This window comes from Enterococcus sp. AZ196, assembly GCF_050498845.1.
Lineage (GTDB): Bacteria > Bacillota > Bacilli > Lactobacillales > Enterococcaceae > Enterococcus_A > Enterococcus_A murrayae.
Genome location: NZ_JBIPAM010000006.1, coordinates 1 through 12,152, shown reverse-complemented (window position 1 = coordinate 12,152; position 12,152 = coordinate 1). Strand labels below are relative to the sequence as shown.

Sequence of the window (12,152 nt, the reverse complement as noted above, 5' to 3'; positions counted from 1 at the left end):
GTTGTCGTTACCCGAACTTTACTTTTTCAAATCTATTCAGGTAATATGTTTCCCCATCTACTTCTACATAATTTCCGATGATATCCTCATCATTTACGTCTGGTATAGTGCCGTAATCTCCTTCGTTCCATTTGTTATATGCTTCCTCAGCGGTTTCAGCCTCAATTTCAATGCTAACTTGTTGTTTTCTTTCCCAACTAATTTCAAAAGATATCATGATATCTCTCCTCTGTATCCTCCGTTTGATGAACCTACTATGATATAATTTTGAAAAAGGAGTTTTTTTATGTCTGATGGAATCAAATTCTTTTCACTCTTTTTTCTTTCCGTTTTTATTTTTATAACATCTCTCGTTTGGACAAAAAGAAGTTTAAAAATAAACAAGATACCTGCTTTTCATTTCTGGAGAACATTGACTATCTTGTCTGCATTCTTTATGCTGTATCTTTTGATCACTTTCATTATCCTTATGTTTATATGGGAGCCAGCAGTAATTGATTTACACTAATCATTCTCTGTAACAGGCGTGGTTTCTGACTAATAGTCCATGTCATTCGCTGTCCTCCTCAATAAACCATTCGGTCTTAAATATCCTTTCGATTGTAGGGAATTTATAGTCAACGTAATTACCGATTGTACCAGCGCTAACGCTCCACCATAACTGGGAATATCCATCTTCGCCTTGAGAGATTAACTCAATCGCTTTTTGAGTTGTCACTGGAACTAATTTCATTTACAAAACCTCCATTAATTGACCTCTTCTACATACGTGTGAGGATTTACTCCTTGCGGTAATCTCCAGCCATTTGATGCGATTCTACCGATCATCTTGCTGGCACTATCAAACTTCCATGTTCCTACATTTTTAAAGCCGCGTTGTTCCAGCTGCCGAATCTGTTTAGGAGTGGCCAACCCTTCTTGTCGCCTTTTTTCCAAACGTTCCAACATCTTAGTAGCTTTTCCGGCATTATCAATCTGATCGGGTAAGATACCGAGTTTTTCAAGCGATTTAACTTGCTTGTCACTCGGCGGTGCCATTTCCCATCCAAAACTTGGAACGTAACTTGATAAGTCCTCAGCTTGAATTGACATTTCAAATTGAAGCGGATCGACAAGCTTTTGTTTACGTCGTCGCATTTCTGCCAACTGTTTAGCCAAAGCTTCTTCACGTTCGGAAACAACATCTTTTTCCGCTTGTACCTCTGCCTCTTCAAGATCAATAGCGAAACCTGTTTCACTAGATTTTTCGATGTTCTCAGTCATTTTATTGACCACTTCGTCTGTGCTAGCGATCAAGTGGGCCGGATGACAAAGCTCGTGTCGCTCTGTATGCCACAAAAAGTCTAATAGAAGCAATTCTTCTTTCCCCTCATATAAACGCGTCCCACGTCCAACCATTTGCGAATATAAGGAACGGACTTTCGTTGGCCGAAGAACTACTATGCAATCGACACTGGGACAGTCCCATCCTTCTGTTAAAAGCATTGAGTTACAAAGTACATTGTATTTATCATTGTCAAAGTCTTCTAAAATCTCAGCTCGGTCTTTTGACTCTCCGTTGACCTCTGCTGCTCTAAAACCACGGTCATTCAAAATATCCCGAAACTTCTTTGAAGTCTTTACTAACGGCAAAAAGACAACTGACTTCCTGTTTTTACAGTGTTTTGCCATTTCGTCAGCGATCTGATATAAATACGGATCAAGTGCCGTTCCCAGATCTTTTGTTGAGAAATCTCCAGCTTGTTGCTTGACTGCCGATAGATCAAGTTTTAGTGGTAACGTCAGTGCCTTAATCGGTGATAGGTAGCCCTCTTTGATGGCCTTTGGTAATGAATACTCATAGGCTAGACTATCGAAGTATGACCCCAAATTCCGCATATCTCCACGATCAGGCGTTGCGGTAACTCCTAATACATTAGCATCTTCAAAATGCTGTAGAACTCGTTGATAGCCATCACTGATGCAGTGGTGAGCTTCATCGACCACAATCGTGTCAAAAAAATCAGGAGGAAACTTGCTTAACCGTTTCTCTCGCATCATTGTCTGTACGGATCCAACTACTACACGGAAGAAACTGCCTATGCTAGTTTGGTCTGCTTTTTCTGTTGCCGTTTTGAGTCCTGTAGACTTTTGTAATTTGTCAGAAGCTTGTTCCAGTAATTCACCGCGGTGAGCGAGGACGAGCACACGCTCGCCCTTTTTCACCCGATCTTCGATGACCTTACTGAAAACGATCGTCTTTCCACAACCTGTAGGCAAAACTAAAAGAGTTCGTTTATTCTCATTTCCCCACTCTTGTTGGATCGCTTCTCGTGCTTCCTGTTGATAAGGTCTCAGTTGCATTTGATCACTCCTAAGCTAAAATAGTGATTCGTTTCGTTTCGATCTCTTTGGAAAGTTGATCATGGAGATATTCCCGAATGTTCACAATCGCTTGATTTCTCCAAGCCCCTCCATCAGCTTCAAAGATCGCACCACGCGGGCCGTCTTTCATTCGGAAAATGAATTGACTCTCAGGCTGTTCAACCTCTAAAAAGGTGCGGTATGGCGCAAGTAGAACAGGATTCGGTACTTTTACATCAGCTTTTGAGGCAACACCTTGATTGATGGTAACAGCTTGACTAACACCATCGTCGCCAGTATTTTTTACGTTTTCCTCAGATACATTACCAACTACTTGTAATAAAATTTCACGATCTTCGTTAGAAACAAATTTCGATTGCAATGCAATATTGAATTCTTCCGTATTCATAAAGTAATCAAAATCAAATCGAGGAACAATCGCTTGCGCCACTGCTAACGTCTCACGACTACCATCAACTTCTAACAACCCTTTCAGGTAAACTGTCGCTTCATCTTTTACATGAACGATCAGCGGTGAATCTTCTCGATCTAGGTTTGCTTGAATATATTTAACAAACCCCGATAGAGTATTGATTTTCAGTGTTTGATCTGCTGTGTATACACGCGGTCCAATCTCATGCGGTTGGCCAGCATTGTCAATAACTAGCCATCGATCCCCATCAAAATCGATCAATCGATCCTCTGGTTTAATTCCTTGTTCCATTAAATATTGAATTGCAGTTTTTTCTAAGCTCATTTATTTATCCTCTTTTCTTTTGTAAGTCGATGACTTGATTTTTTTTGGCTTCTTCTTTTTCGATGACATCAATTGGTTCGCCAATGTCTGTCTTTGGTTCTCCTGTTTCATGATCAATGTATGTTTGACCGGGAGCTTCGGATTTCAACTCATGAGCGGCAATCTTTCCATTGCTCAAATCTTTGCCAGTCAGAATGGTTGTATCGAAGTCACGAACTGCAGCTAAGCTTGTGGCAAAACTACTGTTTAACGTGATAACTTGGCGATTGTCATCAGGTTTAAATACTAATTTGATCGTGATAGTTCTTTGATCCTTTGGTTTCGTGTTCGGATCATGAATGTTATTGAAGATTTTTTCTAACTCGCCATCTAGTTTTTCTTGAATTGCTCCGTTCGCGAGTTCCGCAAGATTTAATTCGATTTCTTTACTCATTCCTTATCCTCCTAAAATTGGCCGGGCTGATACCCGCTTTGTTGTTGAGTATTCTGCGCTGGCTGTTGTTGCGGCTGAGTTTGATGTTGTGGTTGTTGATAATTTTGCGCGTTTTGTGCAGACTGTTGGAACCCACCAGCCGGCTGAGTTAATTGCTTAACGATGTCCGGCATCTCCTTACTTTCGTAATATGTCGGATCATTCGGATAGAATCGATCAACCTCATTGTATTTTTTATCGTTGTACTCACGATTTTTTATCTTCACTGCACCTTTAGCACCCGTTACTAGATTCCAGTCCATACGTAGTGGCTCACCTTTACGCTTTTGGCCGATAGCTGAAAAGAACGCGGATAGTAGTCCCTCTGTTGAAGTGTGCAAATATAAATTATTGAATACCATTGCATCACCTTGATCAGTAGTGATTTTTAATTCTAGCTTTGCCATGTTACATGGTGGCAATTTTGAGTTAGGACCTGGTGTATAACGAGCCCGTTCAAATTTCTGTACTTCAAAGATGTAATCACCTGGCGTCAATAAAATACCTTCTGTACTGTCCTGTTGGATGGTGTCGTCCCATCCTAGTTCGCGATCTTGTTGAAATTGTTGTGTCATAAAAATATCCCCCTAAAATTGTTGTTGGTTTCGTAAATCTTTGATCATTCCAAATACTTGATCCCATGCCCCAACTAACACGCCATCAATGAACGCTGGTTCATAAACTGATATTGGCACGTCGGCTGTGTAGTATCCTTTTTCGCCAACAACGGCCATAATCTCTTGAGGCACCACACTATTTGTCTTCATCAAATCAAGTAAGTTTTGCGGAATCCCGGAATAATCAACCGGATCTCGTTCAAAGTTTGGAGTTTCTTTTTCTTCTTGTTTTTGTTCAATGGGTGGTTCGGTAGAAACCGGAACCTCATTGATCGGTGTAGTGTTAACAATCGGAGATTGCTGCTGTTGAGCTGATCCAAAAATACAAGCAATGTTTGCATAATTCATATCAACTTCATCAGGCAAGTTGAACCGATTCTTTGCGTCCCAAGCTGGATGGTGATTCGTAAATATGACACGTTTCCCACCTTGCCCTTTAAACTTCTGGCCTTGCTTATCAGATGAAACCGACAATGTTTTATAGTTACAGAACAGAACTGCATCCGCCCATTCCTTCACTAATGGTGCTGTTTGGGATGTCGTCTTTTTGCCAAGTTTTAACTCCCAACGATCATAAGCACCCATTTCGTCAGGCTGTTCAAACTTCCGAATTTGAGCATGAGCGGTTAATACTACGCTGATTCCGCTATCTACTAAGTCCTGCAGCTTATTTAAAAAATTCCCGAATTCCTCAGCTACATAGGTGTAGCCATTACCGTATCCAAAATCCTCAATGCCTGACTTTTGATGTTTCGAGCAAACATGTTGAATGCATAAACGTTCCGCCCAATCGATCGTATCAATCACTAGGGTTGCGCATGGCTTATTAACCATTACCCAATCAACTTGCTGCAGCAACATGAACCAACTTGTAGGCTTGTCCAGCCGCTTAACATCCATATTGTTTGTACTTCCCTCTGTGTCAATAAAGAGCGGGTCAGGGCTTTGAGCTGCCAATGTGGTTTTACCCACACCTTCCGGTCCGTACTCAACAACCTTCTGAGCTTTGGCAATTACTCCAGTTGAAATGTTCATTTAAAAGGTCCCTTCCTTCCAAGTAGTTTGTTTATTTTGTGGCTCTCCATTGCTTTCAGTGACATAGCCATCTTCTATAATGATCTCGCATTCTTCACCAGTGCTAACACGTGTGGCAATGGCTTGTAATCCTTCCTGTTCTAGCCACTGACTGAATTCATTTAATGAAGTAAGATCCATTTGTTCCAATTTGTCTAAAAGAATAAAGCCGCAATCTGGTTTCAGTTTACGAACGATCGCCGTAGATACTTTTAATTGATCTGATCCAGACATATTATCCCAACGTTGCCCGTTGTATGTTAGCTCGCCATCTTCCACTGATAGCCCAGGCAATGGCAGTGCAGAATTTGTAAGTAATTCTGATTTTTGTTGGCGAATATCTTCAATTTTGACTGTCAAAGTGTCATATTGGTTTTTATAATCCAGTGCGTCTTCTTCTGCTTTGTCCTTGTCTAGATTTACTCGAACTCGTCGGTTGATTTCTTCGATCTCTGCGATGTTCCGCTCAAGTTCTGCAGTCGATTCGTCTTGAATGTCTTGAGCCGATTTTTGAGCTGTCTCAAGATCAATGATCGTCTGGTTGTGTTTCGTCTCAAGATCTAATAATTGTTGCCGCATATTTTCAATTTGCTGCCGTTCTGTTTCAAAACGTTGACTAATTTCAGTGACCTGCTGCCGTTTGCGTTGATTCTCTCCATTACGAGCTAGAATTTCTTGTTGCTGATTTACCAGCTCGGTGATGGATACCAGTTCTTTTGGTGCATCAGGATAGTACTGCATTTCTTTCGCAAACTTATCTTTCTGATCCTTAATCTGGCCAATGGCCCGGCGTTGGTTATACTGTTCATTTTCAGCACGTTCTAATTCAAAGAGCTGATCACCTACACCAATTATTTTCAGTAATGTTTGAGCCTTCTCTTTTGAACTAGACTCTATGAACTTGGGTAAATTGATGGCCAATTCTTCAACAAAACTATTAAGCAATTGTTGTCCGCCCTTTTGACCATTCGGATCCGTGACTTTCAGATCAGAATTTTTTCCTCTACGTTCAACGATCAAGCCATTACTCATAACGATATGAAGATGTGGCGGCGTTAACGATCCTTCACGACTTGCTTGGCTGGGCTTATATCTGTCACCTCCTAAAGCCCAAGCGATTGCATCAAGTACGCTTGTCTTGCCTTGGTTGTTGTTCCCTCCAACTATCGTTAGTCCATTCTGTGTAGGCTCAATCTTGACTGCCTTCACTCGCTTGACGTTCTCAATTTCAAGTTTGTTAATTTTCATTACCATTCGAGACACATCCTTTCTGGTACAATTCATTTAATTCATTTTGCAAAGGCATCCCCATTTTGATGTAACAGCTGGTACAACAAAAAAGATCATAGCCATAGTGATAAGTTCCCTCCTCATATCTGACTGCAAAATCTGCTGAACGATAGTCATTTTCCTTTGCAATTTCTACATATTCAGATATTTCATTTGGTTTTCTACTACAACTCACACATTTCATGTGTTACACTCTCCTTAGACAAATCATTTTTTTTACTTGCTTATTTCGGGTGCAACCGGAGTAAGCTTTTTTGTTGCCAGTAACTCACCATCTTTTGTAAAGAACTGCTGCACTTTGTGACCATTGATAGTTGTTGTGGTCAAGATCAATGTAATCTCTCTTGATTCAATTGATATGGCTTGTGGGATATCTTGCGGTACAGTTTCATGCGAATCTAGTGACATCGTTTTTTCCTCCTTGTTTTTCGGGACATGAGCAAATCGGGCATCATTGAATTTCTTCATAGCTTGCTTTGATTTTTTGCTTGTTGTACCAGGTTGAACACTGGTGGATATTTTCCCTGCTTTTCGAAGCTTGGTTATCTTTCCAGTTAGTTGGTGATAATTTTTAGAAACCAATCTCATTAGCTCTTCGTAATTATTCACGTGACCCGTCTCATCAAATCGCACCCGGGCAATCAGCAATTGAGTTTCTTTTTCTGTCCATCGCTTCAATTTCTTTGTTTTCAATCGTCCTGATTTACGAAGGTTATAAACTCTTCCTGTAACTGATGTTTCAGTTCTGCCTAAGGAGTCACTAATTTCACGATAAGTGGCACCTTGCTTGTACATCGAAATAATCCGTTTATCTTCTTCCGGCGAGTAAAAGCGCCCACCAGCATCCCTTTGCATTGACCTATCAACTGCAGGCATGTCACCTGATCGCTGCATTGAATAAAGTTTATTTCTCACGGATTGAGTTGTACGATTCAATTTTTTAGCCATTTCCGTGATATTTAGAACCTCATTCGTTTCAGCAAGTAGAGAGTGCTTCTTAAGATATGCAAGTTCTTTAGTTGTCCATGTTTTCAATAAGATCACCTCCCAAAAATGATCATGGCAAAGTAGCAGATCAATTGAACAATGTTCAACATCAAGCTTAGATATAGAAGTAATTGCAACCGTCGTAATCTAAACAATGGATTCCATGCCAGCGTGGCCAAGAATTTTTTATTCATCCAATCCCTCCTAACAGGCTTAAAAAGTAAATTGTGTAGGTAACTGCTGCAAAGAAGATCATTCCTGCGATAACTCTTCCCCAGAAATCTTTACAATAGAGATTGAAGCCAATATAGCTAAGGCACACGAGCCAAACGATTAGCAGATATAAAACATTCATGATATTCGGTGCCCCCTATTTGTTAGTTCGAGTTTTCGTAAATCCTCCAATTCTTGATTAATCTTCGTCTTGCGCCAATCGCTAAGATTTTTAGACTTTTTCAAAGCCTCACGATCACACTGCAATTGAATTCGACGGTGTTTGATCAGAATCAAGATCAACGCGTTTTCTTCTAGTGAATATGGGATCATAGCGACACGACCATCTTTACATCCGGTTCATTCTGATACCGCCTGATAGTCGCATAGAACTCTTCCGGACAATTGAAGCTATGTGAGATAACTCCGGTTTTCAAAACCACTCTAATTTCCATCTGATTGACCACCTTTGATTCCACCATTTAATAAAAGTCGGTACATGGCTATCGAACTATATTTCCAATCCTTACCGATCCGAACAGCTGGCACGTTTCCTTTTTCTACTTCCTTCAACAATGTTGGAACTGTCGTGGTTAGATAATCGGCTGCCTGTTTAGAATTCCATGTTTCATTTGATATCGTATTTTCAGCTAGTAGAATTTTGAGATCATCAAGTTTTACCAATGCTAGATTTGTCATTTCCCGACCCTCCTATCTGATTCGAAAATCCGAAATAATCTTTAAAACTAACTTGTTCGCGGCAATAGAATCTTTCAACTTACCAGTTAAATAGCTGGTAACATCCTGCTTGGTCATTCCGTAATACACTGCAATATCGACAATTGTGATTTCAGATTCTTCAATAAAATTCAGAACCTTTTCTCGACCATTCGTTGATTCCGGCATATTCTTACTCCCTTCTATACAATTTTGTAAGAAAAATAGTAAGAACTGATATTTAACTATTGACTTTTCTATACGTTCGTATAGAATGGAACCATAGTTAAATAAGCATAGTAAAACCCTATAAAATTAACATTCTAAGTTTGGCGACCTCGAATTGTTTATTTTTTATTAGGTGTCTTTGCTTTCGCTTTTTCTTACTATTTATCTTACGAGTATCACTATATTACGTTTCGTATAGTTTGTCAACGATATATTTTACGTTTCGTATAGTTTTTTCTCGTTATATAGGAGGAAACATTGATATGACAGTCTTTGAGAGAATAAAAAAATTAGCTAATAATCAAGGAAAAGGTGTTTCTAAGGTAGCTACTGACTTAGGTTTTAGCGAAAATTTATTCTATCGCTGGAAAACAAGTGAACCTAAAGCTAGAGATTTACAAAAAGTAGCAGATTATTTTGATGTATCTGTTGATTATCTTTTAGGAAGAACGGATTCACCTTCTCCTGAAGTCGAAAAATTATCTGAACAAGAAAAAAAGTTGCTCATGAGATTCAGACATGGTTCTGAGGTCGTTCCTGATGACAAACGTGATCTATATAATCAACAAGCGATGGATGTTTTTGATTACATTAGTAAAACCATGCGAGAATTAGACGAAAAAAACAAACCGAAATAATTGGAGTAAATTTTATGGATGATTCAATAGCCACTAGACTTTCACTTACAAATCTAACAATAAATCAATTTCTACTAAAAATGGATATTGATCCTAAGGACTATAATTTTTCTGATTTTGTCAATCACTACACGAAAGAAAACAACATTACTATGGATATGGGTATACCAGTTATAAATGAAGAGTTTTTCTTAGGGTTGACTGCCCGTAGCTCATACAGCACTGCTATCTTTATCAATCCAAGAGTTTTCTATAAAAGGAAAAATTTTAGTATTTGCCATGAGGTGATCCATTGCCTTTTTGATTTGAACTATCGAACTCCCAGCCAGCAATTTTTTAATGTCGAAGACCGGGAGAATTTCTATTCAGAAGATGAGATCTATATGGAGAATTTAGCTGATGCAGGTGCTGGAATAATTCTTCTACCTGATATTAAACTGATACATTACTTTAGAACAAACAAGTCATATCATTTAATATCAGATGAATGCCAAATTAGTCGTTCCGCTTTATATAACCGTTTGGTAGAATTCGCCATTTACAGTTGTGGAATGAGTGAGTTTTCTGCAGTCAAAGCAACTAAACTATTTCAAAGTACTGGTGATCGATCAATTTTTAGAATGTACCTTACAGGCGCACATTCTGATCGTGAAAAGCAAATAGTTTATGACTTTGAAAATGCAATATAAATAAGCCCGTGCTGCGAACACGGACTTATTTCCCCGTTATTTCTGAGGTGTATTACAAAATTATTATATCAGAAAAAGGGGTTTTTAAATGAAAAAAGTTATTTATGTATTATTTGTAAGTGGTTTATTAGTTACTCTGGGCGCGTGCAGTTCTAAAAATGATTCTTCAACTGCAAAATCCAATGATGTTACTAATTCGATACCTACAAAGAAATCAACAGTTTCAAGCAGTTCAGTTACCAAAACATCTGGAAACTTTGTTCCCACGGCAGCAGAAGCCTATTTTGATGGAACAATGTTGAAAGGGAATTCTTATTCTATAAAAATTACTTCTCACAAAGTTATTCAGCCTGGACAAGAAGGAAATGAACACGGTGAACAACCTGTTTTAGCAATTTGGTATGATACGATGGTTTCACCAAATTACAACGACTCACGTTCAATTAATCCGATGAATTCTTGGATTGGTAACTTTAAAGCTGTTCAGGATAATGATCCAAACAAAGTCAATAAGTTAAAAGTTGCTTCACTACCTGATTCCCAGTATATTGATTCCCAAAGTGCAGAGATTAAACCAGGGGGAACTGTTCCAAATGCAGTTGCATATGAATTAACTGATACAATCACGCCTGTTGAATTAAGTGCAGAGACAATGCTAGGCGATGTACTGGGCAAAACTACTATTCCGATATACTAAAAAACACGATCCCACCCCGCCAAGAGTTAGATCGTGCAAGCAATAAAACCTAAAACGATAGGCTTATTTAACTGTGCCTATTATATCACAAGAAAGTGAGCTGATTCAATTATGGCCATAGAAAAAGGAACGGTTGAACGCCTAAAAAGTGGCAATTACCGACTTAGGGTTACTGTTGGATACAATGAAAATGGAAATCCTATTCGATTGAATAAGACCGTTGAAGCGAAGACACAGCGAAAAGCTTATGGTGAACTTGATGCCTGGATCGAGGACTTAGAAGAACATGGTTATGAAGATGTTTCAACTATTACTTTTGAACATTTCTATGAAAACATGTGGAAGAAAGAAGCACGGACTATTTTGGAACCTCGAACCGTTCGTGAATATTCCGATATCATTGATAATCGGTTTCTACCCTCTTTCAAATCAAAAAAACTATTAGAAATCAAACCTTATCAAATAAAAGATATCGTTGTAGCAGCACAACCACTTTCTAAGAAAAGCACTACGTTATCTAGAAAAACAAAAAAGCGTTACTTGAACGCACTGAGTAGCGTTTTTAGCGTCGCTAGAGATCAATATAGGATAATTACCCACAATCCTGTTGCGGACGTCAGACTGCCAAAAGAAACTGCAAAAAAGAGAGATACTCCTGAACCGTATTCGATCGACGAAGTGAAAAAGATGCTAAGTGCTTTAGATGAACATGCATCTGACAAAACAAAAGCTTTGGTCATGACCGCATTTATCACTGGTGCTCGTGAAGGTGAAATTGCTGCAGTCGAAGAATCTGATTTTGATTTCACTTCTAATACGGTTCATTTTCATCAGCGTATTGTTTTAGACGAAGACAAGAAGTACCAACGCCGTGATGGTTTGAAAGCATCTGATTCGAAAACTATTCCAGTTCCAGAAAGTTACATGATTCAAATGAAAGAATTTATGACAATTAATCAAAAAGCAAGAAAGAAACTACGAATCAATCCAAAACACAAATATATCTTTGGATCACCCGAAGGTGATTTTGAACTACCTACTTCCCTTTATCGAAACTGGTATCGATTTGTAAAGGGTGCTGGGTTACGTAGGATCCGATTTCACGACTTGCGACACACATCAGCATCATATTTATTGGCTGATCCTAACATTCCCATAAAGGCAGTTCAGGAGCTTCTAGGCCATAAGGACTATAGAACAACCATGAATATCTATGGTCATGCATTAGAAGAAACAAAACGTGCAGCAAGTGATCGTTTCTCTAACCTCTTAGATGAATAATTTGTTATTGTATAAAATGTTTCTGGAATCTCTGCCCACGTTTCTGCCCACGGAGCAAAAAATTGCAAATAAAAAATCCGTCACCACCGAGGAAAATCCTTGATGTGACGGATTTTATTCTATATGCCAGCTATAGGAATCGAACCTAC

18 protein-coding genes are annotated in these 12,152 nt (G+C 38.9%); 4 read left to right on the top strand and 14 right to left on the bottom strand.

The features are described from left to right. Window positions 1-7: 7 nt before the first annotated feature. From IGI67_RS26210 to IGI67_RS26145, 14 genes are all read right to left on the bottom strand, one after another. Complete coding sequence (locus tag IGI67_RS26210) at window positions 8-217, bottom strand: hypothetical protein (RefSeq protein WP_429960020.1); 210 nt, start codon at window positions 215-217, stop codon at window positions 8-10. Between the two features lie 333 nt (window positions 218-550). Then, window positions 551-733, bottom strand: a complete 183-nt coding sequence (locus tag IGI67_RS26205) for a hypothetical protein (RefSeq protein WP_429960019.1) — start codon at window positions 731-733, stop codon at window positions 551-553. Between the two features lie 14 nt (window positions 734-747). Next, on the bottom strand, window positions 748-2,343 hold the full coding sequence (locus IGI67_RS26200; RefSeq protein ID WP_429960018.1) for a DEAD/DEAH box helicase: 1,596 nt from the start codon (window positions 2,341-2,343) through the stop codon (window positions 748-750). A 10-nt stretch (window positions 2,344-2,353) separates the two neighbouring features. Then, complete coding sequence (locus IGI67_RS26195; RefSeq protein WP_429960017.1) at window positions 2,354-3,100, bottom strand: hypothetical protein; 747 nt, start codon at window positions 3,098-3,100, stop codon at window positions 2,354-2,356. 4 nt (window positions 3,101-3,104) lie between these two features. After that, complete coding sequence (locus tag IGI67_RS26190) at window positions 3,105-3,533, bottom strand: replication terminator protein (protein ID WP_429960016.1); 429 nt, start codon at window positions 3,531-3,533, stop codon at window positions 3,105-3,107. Between the two features lie 11 nt (window positions 3,534-3,544). Continuing rightward, window positions 3,545-4,147 (bottom strand): hypothetical protein, encoded by a 603-nt coding sequence (locus tag IGI67_RS26185; RefSeq protein WP_429960015.1) that lies wholly within the window; start codon window positions 4,145-4,147, stop codon window positions 3,545-3,547. 12 nt (window positions 4,148-4,159) lie between these two features. Next, window positions 4,160-5,224, bottom strand: coding sequence for an ATP-binding protein (locus IGI67_RS26180; protein WP_429960014.1), 1,065 nt, complete (start codon window positions 5,222-5,224; stop codon window positions 4,160-4,162). Further along, a complete protein-coding gene (locus tag IGI67_RS26175; protein WP_429960013.1) occupies window positions 5,225-6,517 on the bottom strand; it encodes an AAA family ATPase in 1,293 nt (430 codons plus the stop codon). Continuing rightward, window positions 6,501-6,737 (bottom strand): hypothetical protein, encoded by a 237-nt coding sequence (locus IGI67_RS26170; RefSeq protein WP_429960012.1) that lies wholly within the window; start codon window positions 6,735-6,737, stop codon window positions 6,501-6,503. Before IGI67_RS26170 ends, IGI67_RS26175 begins: the two co-directional genes overlap by 17 nt. A 32-nt stretch (window positions 6,738-6,769) precedes the next feature. Next, the gene (locus IGI67_RS26165) at window positions 6,770-7,597 is read right to left on the bottom strand and encodes a helix-turn-helix domain containing protein (RefSeq protein WP_429960011.1); all 828 of its coding nucleotides are present in this window, start codon (window positions 7,595-7,597) and stop codon (window positions 6,770-6,772) included. Further along, on the bottom strand, window positions 7,594-7,734 hold the full coding sequence (locus IGI67_RS26160; protein WP_429960010.1) for a hypothetical protein: 141 nt from the start codon (window positions 7,732-7,734) through the stop codon (window positions 7,594-7,596). Before IGI67_RS26160 ends, IGI67_RS26165 begins: the two co-directional genes overlap by 4 nt. Further along, a complete protein-coding gene (locus IGI67_RS26155) occupies window positions 7,731-7,895 on the bottom strand; it encodes a hypothetical protein (protein ID WP_429960009.1) in 165 nt (54 codons plus the stop codon). The genes IGI67_RS26160 and IGI67_RS26155 overlap by 4 nt, the downstream gene beginning before the upstream one ends. Window positions 7,896-8,197: 302 nt before the next feature. Continuing rightward, the gene (locus IGI67_RS26150) at window positions 8,198-8,452 is read right to left on the bottom strand and encodes an excisionase (protein ID WP_429960008.1); all 255 of its coding nucleotides are present in this window, start codon (window positions 8,450-8,452) and stop codon (window positions 8,198-8,200) included. Between the two features lie 12 nt (window positions 8,453-8,464). Then, the gene (locus tag IGI67_RS26145) at window positions 8,465-8,659 is read right to left on the bottom strand and encodes a hypothetical protein (protein ID WP_429960007.1); all 195 of its coding nucleotides are present in this window, start codon (window positions 8,657-8,659) and stop codon (window positions 8,465-8,467) included. A 302-nt stretch (window positions 8,660-8,961) separates the two neighbouring features. On the opposite strand from IGI67_RS26145, the gene IGI67_RS26140 reads away from it, so the two are divergent. The 4 genes from IGI67_RS26140 (at window position 8,962) to IGI67_RS26125 (ending at window position 12,003) form a co-directional block, all read left to right on the top strand. After that, the gene (locus tag IGI67_RS26140; protein ID WP_429960006.1) at window positions 8,962-9,336 is read left to right on the top strand and encodes a helix-turn-helix domain-containing protein; all 375 of its coding nucleotides are present in this window, start codon (window positions 8,962-8,964) and stop codon (window positions 9,334-9,336) included. A gap of 14 nt (window positions 9,337-9,350) precedes the next feature. Then, window positions 9,351-10,025, top strand: a complete 675-nt coding sequence (locus IGI67_RS26135; RefSeq protein ID WP_429960005.1) for an ImmA/IrrE family metallo-endopeptidase — start codon at window positions 9,351-9,353, stop codon at window positions 10,023-10,025. A gap of 88 nt (window positions 10,026-10,113) precedes the next feature. Then, window positions 10,114-10,722 carry a DUF5067 domain-containing protein gene (locus IGI67_RS26130; RefSeq protein ID WP_429960004.1) on the top strand — a complete coding sequence of 203 codons (609 nt, stop codon included), beginning with the start codon at window positions 10,114-10,116 and terminating at the stop codon, window positions 10,720-10,722. A 111-nt stretch (window positions 10,723-10,833) separates the two neighbouring features. Continuing rightward, window positions 10,834-12,003 (top strand): tyrosine-type recombinase/integrase, encoded by a 1,170-nt coding sequence (locus IGI67_RS26125; protein WP_429960003.1) that lies wholly within the window; start codon window positions 10,834-10,836, stop codon window positions 12,001-12,003. Window positions 12,004-12,152: the final 149 nt, after the last annotated feature.